We start from the raw sequence: 14,771 nt of genomic DNA, 5'->3' as shown, positions 1-14,771 counted from the left end.
TGGACGTTGTGGAGATCGAAAATCGCCTTCCTTCGCTAAAGTTCCGGTTTAGCGCTTCTTGTGTAATGTCGGCGGAATTCTCTCGCTGCGATTGCCGTCGTGGTGCTGCCGCCGACCCTTCCGGCCAGCAACCTGTACCAGGTCGTCACGGCGCCCAACACGCTTTACCTGATCGCCACCGACAGCCAGTTCATCGGTTCGCGCACCTGTTGTCCAGCGACTTCCTGCTGAAGAAACTGAAAAGTGAAGCGTCCGTGAACGCGATTACTAGGGCTATCGAAGGGAAAGCGGACGGCGCCTCCGGTGCTCTTGTTCAAGCAGATCTTTCGGACTCTGATATGGCCTCTATTGCTGCTCGTACACGGGGCAAACCAAGTGCGCAATCTGTCGATACGCTGTTCCTCCCGCAATCGAATGGAATTATCGTGCGCTTTAATCGACTAAATTCAGGAGGCTGAAATGCCAAAATTTGCTTGCAAGCTGTCGGTGGAGGTGGTACTCGCTTTATTGATGGGTTTACTGTTGTTGATCAGAAATCAGGAAAAATATTTCAAGGGGGCTGTCGATCTTGGGCCGACTCTAGATCGCATAAATAATAGTGGGATGTTTCCACATAAAATGATGGGTCAATATTTAAAAATAAAAATTTAGACCTTCCTCAGAAGCCGCTTGGCTACTATACCGAATACGTTCATCCTACTCCGGGTGTTTCCGGACCAGGGCCTCAAAGAATAGTCGTGGGAAAGGGCGGGGAGATATACTATACGGCAGATCATTATAAGACTTTTATTCCGATCCAAAAATAGGTAAAAAATGTTGCCTTTTGCATTTACTGAAAATAGTCCTTCATATGATGCGTCGCGTGTTTTTTATGCGCGTATTGATCCGGAAACTAGTCTGGCTGATGAATTGTTGAGATCCTTGTATTACATACTCTGGTTTCCGGGATATTTTGGATTTAATTGGGATGCACTGTACGACTGTTTGAGAGATCTTAGCTGGATCCCTTGTAAAAAAGTTGTCTTGGTTCACGAGTCGCTGCCTAAACTGAACGATGAGGACCTTCGTATGTATCTAGAGGTGCTTCGCGATTCTGTTCTAGATTGGCATCCTGGCGAGGATCATGTGTTGGAAGTGAATTTTCGTTCGAGGGATGAATGCGTTATTAGATCGATTTTGAGTGGGCAGGTGTAGAGTCTCTGTTACGGAAATCAAGCCCTCCGTCCAACAGATGAGGAATTTTGGCCTATGAGGACTAGTGCGAGTCTTGGAATCTATTGGGCATTTGTAGATAAGAATACAGGGGAGATATATCAGGAAGAAGTGCCTGGTTTGATATTTTTCGGTTACTGGAAAGAAGGGTATTCGTCTGATGTGGCGAAGAATATATCTTCATTTAAAAATATCTGGGCCGATTTTTCTGAAATAAGGGCGCGTGAGTGGGTTGGGGAGGATTTAAGCAACGTTTCTTTCGAAATGAAGATCAACTTATGGCCAACAGAAAGACGCTGGAAGGAGAGTGTTGAGGCCTCATTGCGTTGGTTTGTTAATAGAGGTGCATTGATTTCGTGGTGTGGTGGCGAATTTTCTAGTCCTTCGTTGGACGTGTTTCGTCCTGACTGCCACGCAGGATCGATATATGCGGCGTATTGCAATAGTGTCGGATTTGTTTGTGGTTCGAGACTGAGTTCCGAATATAGGGATGTTGGTGTGGTTGATGTCGAGAAGTTTATGCGCGTGCTTGAAAATTAATATTCCAATTGACTGGTTCCCAGGGGCTCTCTGGTCAAGACGCGAAAGAGTTGACGGCCGAGCAGAAAGAAGCACGCGTCAACCTGGTCGCTAGCCTTGTCGCTGGCCTTACTGTTGCCTTGGGTGGAGATAGCGCTGTCGCGACGTTGGCTGCCCAGATCGAGACCGAGAACAACTATCTCGGACAGAAACCCGAGCGATTTCTGGGCTGCCGAACAGCGCCGATTCGACGCGGCAATCGCTTCTTGCGGTCCCAGGGATCCAGATGCCTGCAATCGGGCGCGAGAACTGGGAGGCATATCGGCGCAACGCGACAAAGACCTGGCAAGCGCCTGCGCGGATCGGACATCTCCCCTGTGCGGCGTGGCAATCCAACTGGCAACAACGAGGGGTAACGTTGTGCTCTTCGATCAGCGCGGTGTGCCTTTTGCCGTGCGGGCTGATTCTCCTATGCTTCAAGCTTCGCCCGATCCCCTGGATGGAACTTGGCATTACACAATAGCTGCCAGTGTTGCCGAAGGGCTGGCGATTGATAGTGGTGGTGGCGCGCTGAGTGGAATAGCATCTGCGGTGCGTGGGCTATTCAGACCATCGGTGACCGAGGTCGCGTTGGCCGCCAAAGGAGGAACCGCTGGTAAACCGACGATCGAGCTGTTCGGAGGGAAAAGTGCACAAACCCCAGGTGCAATAAATGTGGATATTCGAGCGGATATTCAAACGGGTATTCGTGCGGATGCTAGGCAGTTACCGTTTACTGGTGGTTCTTTAGAGAAAATTGTGGCGAGCAACCCGTATACACCAAAAAATGCTGTCGGGACTAATTCGATGATGGATTTTTTGCCAGAGGCCACGCGTGTCATAGAGCCTGGCGGAAAGATTTTTATTAACGCCAATTCCGCAAATCCCTACGGAAAGATCCAAGCTTGGCTGACTTAGAGGCATTGGGATTGAAAGTCGTTCAGAATTCCCCGCTTGACGCACGTTTCTCAGGGCATACATTCCTTCGAACTGATGGGAGTGTTTTACAAACCTGGATGGCATGAGAACTATTGTTCTGGAAAAAATCAGATGATCATAGATATAGATTTTGATTTGATTAATAAGTTTGATTGTACCTATGGAGAGATTGACGAGAGTGAGGGTGGTTTGCGGGTTTTTGTCAAAGGTGGGGCGGCCTTGCCGCAAGGAAGCATCTCAAGAAGGAATAGTGAGGTAGGAGTTTTTGATTTTTTTGAGGGCAAAGGAGAGGGGGCGGAAAAATTATTCCCCAAGCATTACATTTATGATTCCTCGAAAGGGGTGGAGTATGTTGAGTGGTATCTTGAAGATGGTATTCTGAGAGGACGAACTAGTTCTGGTGAATGGACTAAATATACAAGTAAAGCTGATAGCTTGTATGCAATGCATGAGTACGTTGGAGGGTTTTGGTTCGTATTTGAAGGGGTTGTTTTTTGTCGACGAGTTTTTGATGAGTACGCTTCGGGTAGGCAGGTATCTGTGGCAGATAGGTTGGTGCACGAATCAGGCAATGCTTCGGAAGTGAGTTCTGCTTTTAATAAATATATTTTAGAAGGGGTGCTTGAGTTTCCCGCGGTTTCTGGTTGGATGTTCTTGGAAGTTTTTGCGAGAAAATTCTATATCTATATCCCTTCTGAAGGTGATTGACATTTATTAAAATTATTTAATTAATTTCAATAACGGTTGATGTTTAAGGTATATTTTCCCGTTGAGCGGGACTGAGCTGCATTAGTACGTACGATACCGCTTTCGCTGTTTTACGTTGTATCTTCAATTTCTACCTGACGACGCAGATCACGCGCGATGCGCATCACGGAGAGCGATCCGGGCAAGATCATGGCAGCGGTGATGCGAGCATTCGCGCCGGCAACGATATCAACCTGACCGCCGCTGGGACGAGCTATGGCGAGTCGTTCAACTTCGGCAAGAAGAACCGGTCGGAGATGCGTACGACGGAAGATATCGGTACGCAGATCGCCGCTGGTGGAAACCTGACGCTGATGGCAGTGAGGGACGTCAACGCCATCGCCGCGCAAGTCGCATCGGACAAACAATTGGCTGTTGGCGCGGGACGCGACATCAACGTGCTGGCGGGGGACGCCAGTGGCTACACCTACAACGAGATCTACTACAAGACGAAAGGCTTCCTTTCCAGCAAGACGACGCACCTCATCCGCGAGACGGAGTGGACCAAGGGAGTTAGTTCGACCTTTGGCGGCGACACGGTCGCGATGCTGGCCGGACGCGATATGACGGTCGTCGGCTCGAATATCGTCGGTGATCGCGATGTCGAGATCGCGGTTGGCAGAGATCTGCAGGTACTGGCCAAGGACGAAACCTACAAGGACTATCAGTACGAGAAGATCAAGAAGTCGGGCTTTGGCGGAGGCGGCGGATCAGCATCGGCTACAACAAGCAGGAACGCACCGACTGGATGAAAGGAGCCAGCGGTGGCTATTCGGCGAGCACGATCGGCAGTGCCGGCGGCAACCTCACCATCGACGCGGGGCGCGATGTCGGCATCATGGCGAGCAACCTGCTGGCCCAGGACGGCAATATCTCCATTGTCGGCAGCAACGTCGCCATCATTGCCGGCGTGGGCGAAGCGCGCCAGCATGAGTATCACGAGTTCAAACAGTCCGGCCTGACCATTGGCGTGGCAGGCGGCGTGTTGGGCGCTGCCCAGCAGATTCAGGGCACCTTGCAGCAAGCAGGCGACGCCAAGAGCGGTAGGCTGGCCGCGGTCAAGGTAGGGCAGGCGGCCTATCAGGCAGTGCAGGCCAACCGGATGATGGACGCCGCAAAGGCGGATAACGCGTCGGTGGCGCAGAAGGAAGCCGCCAGCGCCCAGATCCAGATCAGCCTTGGCTCCAGCAAGTCTGTTAGCGAAACGAAGCGTACTCAGGAAACCGCCTTCGGTTCTTCCGTCATGGCGGGCGGGAATATCTCCATCATCGCTTTGGGCGAAAAGGGCGTTGCCGGCTCCGGCAATCTTTCCATCATCGGCAGCGACCTGGCCGGCAAGAATGTACTGCTGGCGGCCACCAATGACCTGATGCTGCAAAGCCAGGCCCAGACATCCACGGAGGTCTCCACCAATAAGAACAGCGGCTGGAAGGTCGGCGTCGGCATCGGTGTCTCTGATAGCGGTAGCGGTGGCGGCATCAATATCTTTGCCAGCGGCTACGTCGGAAGCGGCAACGCCAGGGGGAACGGCACGACGTATCGCGAGACTCAGGTCAGCGCGCGCGACAACCTGACGTTGATCTCCGGTCGTGACACCGTGCTTGAAGGCGCCCAGGCGCGAGCGGACAGCATCCGAGCCGATATCGGCCGCAACCTGATTCTGGCGAGCCAGCAGGATTCGGATCGCTATGACGCCAAGCAAAAACAGGCCAATGCCGGGGCCAGCTTCAGTTTTGGGTCGATGACGGGCAATGCCTATCTTGGCGCGAGCATTGGCAAGACCAAGTCCAACTATGACAGCGTGGTCGAGCAAACGGGCTTGTTTGCGGGCTCCGGGGGTTACGACATCTACGTTGGGAAGCACACGCAGTTGGATGGCGCCGTCATTGCCAGTGATGCCGATGCTGCGAAAAACCGATTGTCGACCGAGACGTTGGGGTTCAGCGACCTGCATAACAAGGCGGAATACAAGTCGACCACGGTCGGCATCAACCTGGGTATGTCTGGCGCGTTCGACAAGCTCAACAAGGGTGATGCTTTGGGCGGAGGCCCATCGGGTTTGAGCTTTGCGAGCACCAGCGGTAGTGAATCAGGCATGACACGCGCGGCTGTGTCGGCAGGCACGATCGAGGTGCGTTCGGACAAGGACACGGGGCGGGATAGCACGGCAGGGCTGAGCCGCGATACGGCTGGCGCGAACGGTAGCATCGGCAAGATCTTCGACAAGGACAAAGTTCGCGAGCAGATCGAGTTCCAGCAGGCGTTTGGCCAGTTGGGGATGCAGATTGCAGGGGATGTGTTGAAGGATCTTGCCAAGGAGAATCCCGAGCTTTGGGGTGAAGGAAAAAAGGGTTCGATTGCGTTACATGCTGTTGTGGCAGGAGTTGGGGCCGCTCTTGGGGGAGGCAACGTCCTTGGAGCAATCGCCGGCACAGTAGCGGGCGACGTGGCAAGCAACCTGGTGCAGGAGCAAATACAGAGGGCTGTAGCGGATATTCCGCCCGAACTCAGAGACAAGGTCGTAGACGTAATTACTAACGTTATCGCGGGCACTGCCGGCGGTCTTGTTGGGGGTGGCAGTGGTGCGGGTGGGGCTCTCGTCGCCAATATGTACAACCGTCAACTTCATCCCGATGAGCGCAAGTGGGCGAAGGAAAACGCCGAAGGGATGCAGAAATACGTCGCGGAATTGACGGGACAACATATCTCGCTGGAAGAGGCGTATCAACGTCTGTTGTCTGCTGGGTATGCCATTGTTGACGAGCGAGCGGATGCTGTCGATAACTCGGGTCGTGACGAATTTGCTCGGCAATACATAGCTCAGAATAAGCCCGCGTCCTTATTTACAGCTAGCCCTGCGGAACGGCGGGATCATCTGCTTAATGGTAATGCGAATGGCTCGTGGACGCCCGAGCAGCAGGCTCGATTTGGAGACAGAAATCCCGGTCAGACTGCCAGTCAGAAGGTCACAAATGCTGAGGCCTATCTTGGAAAACCATGCGGCACCAGTTGTGCGGCAAAATTCTCAAGTATTAACGATGCGATTGTGTCCTTAGAAGCGGCAAAACAGCTGTATCAAGATGACCCCGGAAGCGTGGAGCTGATTAATCGGCAAATAGCATTGTTGGTAGGAGGCATTACTCCGGAGGAGATTATCAGGGGGGGCGCAGGCTATCTCGGCGCGAAGGATAAAGAGGTGGCGTTCGCTCTACTAGGCAATCCGGGGCTGCAAGAAATATTCCGAAAACTCGGCGCAAAGACGGTGGGTGAAGCTGTTGTCGTAGCAAAGGGGGGGCCAAGCAGTGCTGAGTTCATTAATCTGGCGAGCAGGCAAAGAACGCTACATATTTTGCTAGGTGATGCTAGCGGCGGAGGGCATTTATGGCCAGGCGCCCCAGGGAAGACGGCTTTCCCTTCTTCCTGGAGCAGCGAAGACGTTATGCATTACGTTTCTGATTTGGCTACTGATCCTAAAGCAACATGGACACAATTAAGTGGTAAACCTGGTGCTCAATTCACCACGAAGGGTAACCCGGTTCGATGGGCCGTGGAAGGTGTCCGCGATGGGGTTAACGTGCGTGTGATCGTGGAACCCTTTGGAGAGGGTATTATTACTGCTTATCCAACAAAATAGGGAGAAAATATGTGTGATCCGGAAAAAATAATCATAGCTGCTTTGGATGAGATTTCGACGAGCTTCGTTGATAACACTGAGGCTAATGTCCGAGAACTGCTCTCATCTGGTGAGGCTGGGGTGGCGCTAGAACTGCTATGTACCCAGTTGGTGGAATTTGATATCTGTATTTCAGAGCGATTAAAAGAGCAGCTTGTTTTGGCGGAAAAAGCTATGGAGATGAGTATCGAAGAGTTGCAGTACTTAAAAACTCTGTAGTTAAAGGGAGGGGTGTTTCAGAAAAATAATGTGTCAGATTATGTTTTCGTCCAAATTCTTCGCATTGCACATAGCAACCTCCGTGTCTGCATAAACATCAGCGATTAGTCATATTTTGGCAAAGCGCTCGTCTTGGGGGCAATAGGGAAGAATTCAGACTACGTTTTCCGGCGAAGCCTAGAGCATGTTATGAATTTTTCCTTGTTGACCTACACCTCCGACTGCGATTATCAGAAGGGAATTGGCGACAGAGATTGGAGCGTGGCCACCACTGCTCTGCCGGCGTCATACGCGGCCGAGACTGTCTGCAAAGCGCTGAATAGCGAACTGCCAGGCGCGATGGACGCTGCGGGCATCAAGGCGAGTCAAGCAGCGAGAGATGGATCCGAAGTCCGCCCGCCCGCCGACCATGGAAGAAGATGTTGCGGCGATCGGTGCAAAATATGTGCTGCATTGGACGAGCACAATGGATTTGGCGGGGAGCAACAATACGGGCCTTCAGCCAGAATCAAGGTGCGGCCGCATGACGTCGTATCAGGCGAATATTGCGGCCGGGCGCACGATTCCTATCCCATTCCGATTAGGTCGGCTCAATCAAAATAATAAATATCGGACTTATCTGATGGAAAAAATGCCCTTGCGGCGTAAATTTCCGCCAATATAATCGCAGTTGTCGCGTCAGTGTACTTAATATCCAGCGCTCTCTGCCGTTAGTACTAGAACTCCCGTTCTTATCAAGCGGGTCGACCAATCCGTAAAGAAAAATAAGACATCGAGCTAAGTTTTCGACCGCTGTTCGATAGCGCTGACTGGTTTATCAGGCACACGAATCAATACGACTATCGAGTGCCGCGGCATAGCAGACCTGTTCCATTCATTCAACGCCCTCATGGAAGATTCAATGTCCAGATTTTTTCCTACGTTGCTTGCCTCGTTTTGCTTGCTTGCAGCCTCTTCGGCGTCGGCGACGGGCAGTTCGCCCGCGTCGGCAAGCGAGGCGCTCCGCCTGTTCGCGAGATGCGATGCATCGCTGTTCAATGCGCTCAAGGAAAATCCGAATCTGCTTGGAACAGTGGTAGAGGTAAAAAAACGAGGCCAAGCGGCGACTATCGTGGTTGAAAACCCGCTTGCCGAGAAGGGGCGGGATCAGGTTTTCTCGAGGCCGCTGGATATTGACGGGGTGCGCCTGCTCGCCTGGCATGATGAAGTTTCCTACGACGTCGAATTTGGCGCCTTCCTATATTGGGGGTTCAAGGCGGAAGGCAGCATCAAAACTGTGGCCGAGAAAATAAATGCCTTTCTGCCTGCCTCCCGAAAACTTGTCGACGAGGGTAATACCTGGGCTCGTAGCGAGATTCGCAAAGTCGGCGACCCATTGGACTCTTGGCGACCGAGCGGCACCGGCACGCTGACTCCGAAGGGAAGCGTGGAACGCGCACTCATGCTCGAAGTTGACGCTGCCGGCCAGGTCTACATCTATTGCACGCTCCAGGGATCAATAACACCGCCGCTACTGCAAATCCTACGTCCCGATCTGACCAACGACGAGTATCCACAATGAAGTCATTTATCTCAGCAACGCTCGTTGCCCCCTTGATCCTGCTCTCAGGTTGTGCTGTCACGCCGAGGGCGGGTTTTGCTGATCGTGCGACGACGAGTCACGCCAGCCCGTGTGAGCAGGTCAGCGGCATAAAATCCACTGCGAATGGCAGGGCGCAAGATCCGGACCAGGCCATTCAACTGCTGTCTGCTTGCCTTTCAAGCCCGCTCGGCGCGCAGACGGAGGTGCAGGTGCTCACGCTACGAATGCGTGCTCTTATCTATGCGCAAAAGGGGGATTATGCGCATGCAATCGCCGATCGCGAGGAATCGCTTCGCTTGAAGCCTGCCCGCACAGGCTGGGACATCATCAATCTTGCGGGCAACTATCGAGATAACGGGCAGCCGGAACGGGCGGTTGAACTTCTCCGAAAGATGTTTCAAGACAACATGGGGCTTAGGGGCAAGGGCACCGGCCATGGCATGCCGAGTTACTACCATCTCGGCCGGGCACTGATCGATGTACAGCAGTGGTCTAGTGCCGCAGAAGCCTTTTCCGAAGGTATGGTGTACCAACCGGATTATGTCTGGGCATACGCCTATCGCGGTCTGGCCTACGACCGGATGGAGCAGCCGGAGCTGGCGCAGGCCGACATCGACAAGGTGCGTTCCTTAGTCAGGAACTCCAAACCGGATGTCCGCGAGGAACACCGCCGGACTCTCCAGGAACCGCCATTCGTAGAGTTATTGAAGAAATATCCTGAGCAAGGAAACTAGGTGATAGGGCGTAGTGTTGCGCCGCCAAAGCCTGGCTCGGCTTCAAGCGGGCAAGCAGGTCGAGGTTTTCTATCACGCGGATGAGTTCGCGGTGGTGGATCTGGGTGGCTCCACGGTCTACACCGAGATCTTCCAATTCGCCGAGCCGGCTACGGCCGAGTAGACGGCTACCGCCCGTCCGCAGTTTGCTTCATTGAATACCACGAATATCATGCGTTCACTTAAATTGGCAGCTACTGCCGCTGTGTTGCTGCTCACGTCGGGCTGCGCCTTCATCATGGGTTCCCCGGCCAAGCCCTTGGCGACGAACCCCGAGCCGGATGAAGTGATCAGTCCGGTCCTGGTCTATACGTCCGATTGCAATTACCAGAAGAAAATCGACGACACGGGCTGGATCGGCGCGCGTACCGCGCTGCCAGCGCTGTATGCAGCCGAGGCGGTCTGCAAAGCCCTGAACAACGAACTGCCCGGCGCGATGGATGAGGCGGGTATCAAGGCGACATTCAAGCTGCGCAAGGTGAATCCGGATTCCGCGCGGCCGTTGACCTTGAAGGAAGACGCGGCGGCCATCGGGGCAAAGTATGTGGTGGCATTGGGCGAACCCTATGGCTTTGGCGGCTATCAGCAATACGGCCCATCGGTAAGCATCAAGGTGCGCCTGTATGACGCCGTATCGGGTGAATACCGCGGCTACGCCGAAGACACCTATCCGATTTCCCTGCGCGACTACTCCAATCGGGGGCCGGCCGCAGACGGCCTGCGGATCGCGGCGGATATGGCGCAAATGCTGGCGCGCACGATGCGCAAGCGCTGCATCGAGGCCTATCCTTATCAATGCGGCAAGACAGGCTTGTTCCGCCTGGCCGAGCCTCGCGATGCCTATGGCAAGTGAGCACCGCGTTTGCCCTGGCTAATTTCTTCTCTTTTGAGTGAATGGTAGATGATTGCTGTGTTGCGTTGCATGGCGCCCGCTGTGTTGCTGGGTGGCGCCTTGGCGGGTTGCTCCGCCACCAATCCCAATATTCTCAGTCGTTACGACGCGGGCAGCAGTGCGCGGGTTCGCGTGTATGTATATACGGCGGATCGCATCCGCCTGGATTTTGACAGGACGTGCTTCCTGCCCGCGTCGGGCCTGTTCGGCCATGGCGACGGCCTGGAAACGATCCAGCGTTCGCACATGCGCGGTAGCGGCAGTGTTGGAATGCCGCCTTCGCCGAACATCTCGGGCCTGGTGTTCGACGAATTCATCATCAAGGCGGGTATTCCGGTAACCATTTACGGTCAGGTCGGCGGGACGTACAGAAGCGCCGGGCCTTATGGGTCCGTGACCATCACGAGCTGGCCCGAGACGAAGAATGCGGGGTATTTCACGCCAGCCGCTGGCAAGGACTACGAGGTCTATGTGGAGCGGCGCGCGGTCGTGGTGCAGGACATCACGGTGCCCGGCGCCAGCGCAGCGGAACGGCAGGTGCCGCTGACGCCGGCTTCGGCCTGCCCGGAACCCCCTGCGACCGTGATGCCGAAGGTCTGACCGCAGTCGCTGGGCCTATCCGGTACGCGTCGTCTCACACCGGCCATTCCCCCATCCGATACGCAGAGTCCCAGAACATCCATTCCAACTGCGCCGCATGCGTATACGCCCGGTGCATGTCGTCGCGCGTTTGCGCGGACGCCTTGTCCGCGGCCTGGTCCACCGATGCGATGACTTCGCGCACCAGGCTGTGGAATTCTTCCCCGGCGTAGGTATCGATCCACGCGCCATAGGGATTGGGACGCGTCGCGCGCGAGTGGATGTCGCGCCCGATCTCGGCATAGATCCAGAAGCACGGCAGCAACGCCGCCAGCGCCACCGGATACGGAGCGCTCCACGCCGTGGCGATGAGGAAGCTGGTGTAGTGATGGCTGGCCGGCGACAGCGGGGTGCTGGCGAACGTCTCTGCATCGATGCCGAATTGCTTCATGAAGCCTTCGTGCAGACTGCGTTCGACCACCACCGCGTTCTTGGCCGCATCGGCGAACTGCACCACGCCGTCGGCATGGTCGGCCTTGGCGGCGGCGACCGCCAGGGCGCGGCCGAAGGCCAGCAGGTAGTGCGCGTCCTGGATCATGTAGTGGCGGAACGCCTGCTCGCTGAGCTGGCCGCTGGCCAGTTCCTGGTTGAACGGCATGGTGCGCGTTTTTTCGTACAGCGCGGCGTTGCGCGCCCAGGCGTCGGTGCTGAAAGACATGGCAATCCTCAAATCGAAGTCGGACGGCGCATCATGCGCAGCGCCGTGGCTACGGTTCAAGGATATCAAGACTTCCCGGCAGCGTTTGCGCGCACGGCAGGCCGGTGGGCGGAACCTCGATAGCGGGACGGGCCGCGATGCTCTCGCTCCGTGCTGCCCTTATTGCATGTACCACCCATGGCTGACCACGAACGACTGCCCCGTGAACGCCGCGCTGGGGAAGGTCGACAGGAACAGCGCCGTCTGCGCCACGTCCTCGACGGTGGTGAAGATGCCGTCGACGGTATCGCCCAGCATCACCTTCTTGACCACGTCTTCTTCGCTGATGCCCAGTTCCTTGGCCTGTTCGGGAATCTGCTTCTCAACCAGCGGGGTGCGCACGAAGCCGGGGCAGATGACGTGCGAACGCACGTTGTGCTTGGCGCCTTCCTTGGCCAGCACGCGCGCCAGGCCCAGCAGCGCGTGCTTGGCGGCGACGTAGGCGGACTTGAGCGGCGAGGCTTCGTGCGAGTGCACCGAGCCCATGTAGATCACGACGCCGCCGCGATCATCCTTGTACATGTGCTTGAGCGCGGCCTTGGTGGTGAGGAAGGCGCCATCGACGTGGATGGCCTGCATCTTCTTCCAGTCGGCGAAGGCGAAGTTCTCGATGGGGTTGACGATCTGGATGCCGGCGTTCGAGATCAGGATGTCGATGCTGCCATAGGCGGCGGCGACACGGTCGATGCCCTGGTTGACGGCGTCTTCGTTGGTGACGTCCATGGCCACGCCCATGGCCTTGCCGCCGGCCTGTTCGATTTCGCGGGCGACGGCGTCGGCGCCGGCCTGGTTCAGGTCGGCGATGGCGACCGCGGCGCCGGCGCGCGACAGGGTCAGCGCGATTTCCTTGCCGATGCCGCTGGCGGCGCCGGTGACGACGGCGACTTTTCCGTTCAGATTGCTCATGCTGGGGACCTCCGGGTAAGGATGCCGCGAGCCGGGATGCGCCCGCGGATGCGAGGGGCATGGTTTCGATGGTAGCGCGCCAAAATGAGAGCGGCCTGAACGCCACGGCTCGGTAACCATCTATGTCATTTGCTTCCACCGGCGCTTCGCGCCAGAGCCGACGCCGGCATCGTGGCCGAGAGGCGGCCGTCGGCGGCGCGGCGCGCGCCGGTGCGGGCTGTTACCAACCGGCCCGGCACACCCCCAGCGGACATTGCCGATTGCTGCCCGCTGCGCGAGAATCCGCGGCAGTCGACGCCGCCGCGAGGCGGCTATCCGGATTTCTTACAGGACAAAGACAAACGTGGCATCGGTCATGGCGGGTCAGGCGGGCAAGGGCGGGAACGTGGCGGGAAAATGGGCGCGGCGCATGGCGGCGTCCTTGCTAGTCCTGGCGGCAGGGGCGGCGCAGGCCGCCCACGTCGTGGTGGACACCGGCCATACCCCGAAGCAGCCGGGCGCGACCGGCGCCAGCGGCCGGGTGGAGTATCTGTACAACCTGGACCTGAGCGGCGCGGTGGCCGCCGACCTGGCGGCATCCGGGAACCGCGTGACCCGCGTGTCCGCCGACGGCGCCGAGGTGCCGCTGGGCCGGCGCACCCGGATCGCGCCGGATGCGGATTTCTTCATCTCGATCCACCACGATTCGATGCAGCAGAAGTACATCGACGCGGGCCGCCAGCGTGAATTTGCCGGGTTCTCCATCTTTGTCTCGCAGCTCAATCCGCGCTACGAAGACAGCCTGCGCTGCGCAAAGGCGATCGGCGAGGCGTTGCTGGCGGCGGGCGAGAAGCCGTCGCTGTATCACGCCGAACCCATCGCCGGTGAAAACCGGCCGTTGCTGGACCGGCGGCTGGGCGTGCATCGCTACGACGGGCTGGCGGTGCTCAAGACCGCCACCATGCCCGCGGTGCTGGTGGAGGCGGGCGTGATCGTGAATCCGGACGAGGAGGCGCGTCTTGCCAGGCCGGAGACCATCCAGCGGCTGGCGCGCGCGATTGCCGGCGGCGTGCAGGCCTGCCAGGCGCGGTAGCGCGACTCGCGGGCCTCGGAAACTGGCGATGGCCGGCGAGATGGATAAAATCCCGGATTCGAGGGGGCGGGCCGCGCCGCCCAACGCGGGGATGACGGCGCGAACCGGAGGCGATCCGGCCCGTGGCATGCGTTCCGAGGACAAGGACTGATGATGCTGAAAAGAAAACTGACGACACTGGCCATGGGCCTGGCACTCACGCTGACGGGCCTGTCCATGGCGCCCGCCCAGGCACAGTCGCCCGCGCCGCAAAAGGAAGAACCCGAGCGCTATGGCCCGTTCTTCTACCTGCCCAGCGAACCGAACCTGTTGATCTACGTCGGCGCGGTCAGCGCCAACGACCTGCTGCACATGAAGAAGGCGTTGCGCGAGCATCCGACCATCTCTACCCTGATCCTGCAGAACAACGGCGGCGGCCTGGTGCACATCGGGCTGGTGGTGGCCGAGGAGGTCTACGAACGCGGGCTCAACACCTACATTCCGAAGGACAGCTACTGTGCCTCGGCGTGCGCGTTCGTGTTCTTCGCCGGCCGCCAGCGTCTGGCCGAAGGCCGGCTCGGCGTGCACCAGATCACCGCGCCGGAGATGACGGGCGAACAGGCGCAGTTCGGCGTGTCGGATATCGTCACGACCCTGCCCAAGTACGGGGTGTCGGCCGACGTGCTGGGCATCATGTTCAGCACCCCATCCAAGGAAATGTATTTCTTCTCGCCGCAGGAGATCATCAAGTACGGCATCAATCGCACCGGCAATGTGAAAACGGCCGCCAACGAGTCGCAGCAGGGCGGCCAGCGGCCGGCGCCGGCCTCCGCGCCAGCCGCCGCGCCCGCGCCGCAGGCCCAGGCATCCGACGACGACACCC

At 57.1% G+C, this 14,771-nt stretch carries 19 protein-coding genes and 1 pseudogene; 18 read left to right on the top strand and 2 right to left on the bottom strand.

The window, feature by feature from the left end; translation table 11 throughout:
* Positions 1–99 precede the first annotated feature (99 nt).
* From AruCF_RS30165 to AruCF_RS27705, 16 genes and pseudogenes are all read left to right on the top strand, one after another.
* A complete protein-coding gene (locus AruCF_RS30165) occupies positions 100–231 on the top strand; it encodes a hypothetical protein (protein ID WP_268750461.1) in 132 nt (43 codons plus the stop codon).
* Positions 210–458 carry a hypothetical protein gene (locus AruCF_RS29610; protein WP_156524621.1) on the top strand — a complete coding sequence of 83 codons (249 nt, stop codon included), beginning with the start codon at positions 210–212 and terminating at the stop codon, positions 456–458. The genes AruCF_RS30165 and AruCF_RS29610 overlap by 22 nt, the downstream gene beginning before the upstream one ends.
* Before the next feature lie 171 nt (positions 459–629).
* A complete protein-coding gene (locus AruCF_RS30230; RefSeq protein WP_080977598.1) occupies positions 630–806 on the top strand; it encodes a ribonuclease domain-containing protein in 177 nt (58 codons plus the stop codon).
* Between the two features lie 7 nt (positions 807–813).
* On the top strand, positions 814–1,194 hold the full coding sequence (locus AruCF_RS30225) for a barstar family protein (RefSeq protein ID WP_080977526.1): 381 nt from the start codon (positions 814–816) through the stop codon (positions 1,192–1,194).
* Between the two features lie 54 nt (positions 1,195–1,248).
* On the top strand, positions 1,249–1,752 hold the full coding sequence (locus AruCF_RS29385; protein ID WP_144419184.1) for a hypothetical protein: 504 nt from the start codon (positions 1,249–1,251) through the stop codon (positions 1,750–1,752).
* A 123-nt stretch (positions 1,753–1,875) separates the two neighbouring features.
* A pseudogene (locus tag AruCF_RS30220) lies at positions 1,876–2,088 on the top strand (DUF6862 domain-containing protein); the annotation flags it as partial.
* 114 nt (positions 2,089–2,202) lie between these two features.
* On the top strand, positions 2,203–2,688 hold the full coding sequence (locus tag AruCF_RS27730) for a hypothetical protein (protein ID WP_200904293.1): 486 nt from the start codon (positions 2,203–2,205) through the stop codon (positions 2,686–2,688).
* Positions 2,689–2,724: 36 nt separating this feature from the next.
* Positions 2,725–3,417 carry a hypothetical protein gene (locus AruCF_RS29380; protein WP_217349496.1) on the top strand — a complete coding sequence of 231 codons (693 nt, stop codon included), beginning with the start codon at positions 2,725–2,727 and terminating at the stop codon, positions 3,415–3,417.
* 296 nt (positions 3,418–3,713) lie between these two features.
* Entirely contained in the window at positions 3,714–4,208 is a 495-nt protein-coding gene (locus AruCF_RS27725; protein WP_049077003.1) for a hemagglutinin repeat-containing protein, read from the top strand.
* On the top strand, positions 4,205–7,090 hold the full coding sequence (locus AruCF_RS27720) for a hemagglutinin repeat-containing protein (RefSeq protein ID WP_049077002.1): 2,886 nt from the start codon (positions 4,205–4,207) through the stop codon (positions 7,088–7,090). Before AruCF_RS27725 ends, AruCF_RS27720 begins: the two co-directional genes overlap by 4 nt.
* Positions 7,091–7,099: 9 nt before the next feature.
* Positions 7,100–7,348 (top strand): MafI family immunity protein, encoded by a 249-nt coding sequence (locus tag AruCF_RS29375; protein WP_144419182.1) that lies wholly within the window; start codon positions 7,100–7,102, stop codon positions 7,346–7,348.
* 379 nt (positions 7,349–7,727) lie between these two features.
* Positions 7,728–8,012: a hypothetical protein gene (locus AruCF_RS29370; RefSeq protein WP_144419181.1), complete on the top strand. Its 285-nt coding sequence runs from the start codon at positions 7,728–7,730 to the stop codon at positions 8,010–8,012.
* A 237-nt stretch (positions 8,013–8,249) separates the two neighbouring features.
* Entirely contained in the window at positions 8,250–8,909 is a 660-nt protein-coding gene (locus AruCF_RS29365; protein WP_144419180.1) for a hypothetical protein, read from the top strand.
* Positions 8,906–9,664: a tetratricopeptide repeat protein gene (locus AruCF_RS29360; protein WP_049077000.1), complete on the top strand. Its 759-nt coding sequence runs from the start codon at positions 8,906–8,908 to the stop codon at positions 9,662–9,664. The genes AruCF_RS29365 and AruCF_RS29360 overlap by 4 nt, the downstream gene beginning before the upstream one ends.
* A gap of 211 nt (positions 9,665–9,875) precedes the next feature.
* A complete protein-coding gene (locus AruCF_RS27710; RefSeq protein WP_144419179.1) occupies positions 9,876–10,556 on the top strand; it encodes a hypothetical protein in 681 nt (226 codons plus the stop codon).
* A 48-nt stretch (positions 10,557–10,604) separates the two neighbouring features.
* Positions 10,605–11,195: a hypothetical protein gene (locus AruCF_RS27705; RefSeq protein WP_235432717.1), complete on the top strand. Its 591-nt coding sequence runs from the start codon at positions 10,605–10,607 to the stop codon at positions 11,193–11,195.
* A 34-nt stretch (positions 11,196–11,229) separates the two neighbouring features.
* On the opposite strand, the gene tenA is transcribed toward AruCF_RS27705, so the two are convergent.
* Together tenA and AruCF_RS27695 are read right to left on the bottom strand one after the other, a co-directional pair.
* On the bottom strand, positions 11,230–11,892 hold the full coding sequence (gene tenA / locus AruCF_RS27700; RefSeq protein WP_049076995.1) for a thiaminase II: 663 nt from the start codon (positions 11,890–11,892) through the stop codon (positions 11,230–11,232).
* A 159-nt stretch (positions 11,893–12,051) separates the two neighbouring features.
* Complete coding sequence (locus AruCF_RS27695) at positions 12,052–12,837, bottom strand: 3-hydroxybutyrate dehydrogenase (protein ID WP_049076994.1); 786 nt, start codon at positions 12,835–12,837, stop codon at positions 12,052–12,054.
* Between the two features lie 409 nt (positions 12,838–13,246).
* Between AruCF_RS27695 and AruCF_RS27690 the strand changes: the two genes are divergently transcribed.
* Entirely contained in the window at positions 13,247–13,909 is a 663-nt protein-coding gene (locus tag AruCF_RS27690) for an N-acetylmuramoyl-L-alanine amidase family protein (protein ID WP_049078197.1), read from the top strand.
* 150 nt (positions 13,910–14,059) lie between these two features.
* On the top strand, positions 14,060–14,771 hold a 712-nt coding region (locus tag AruCF_RS30110; protein ID WP_496349928.1), incomplete at its 3' end, for a COG3904 family protein.

The sequence above is a fragment of the Achromobacter ruhlandii genome, from assembly GCF_002082135.1.
Classification (GTDB): domain Bacteria; phylum Pseudomonadota; class Gammaproteobacteria; order Burkholderiales; family Burkholderiaceae_B; genus Achromobacter; species Achromobacter ruhlandii.
The sequence above is the reverse complement of the archived record's forward strand: the minus strand, read 5'-3'. Positions and strand labels throughout refer to the sequence as shown.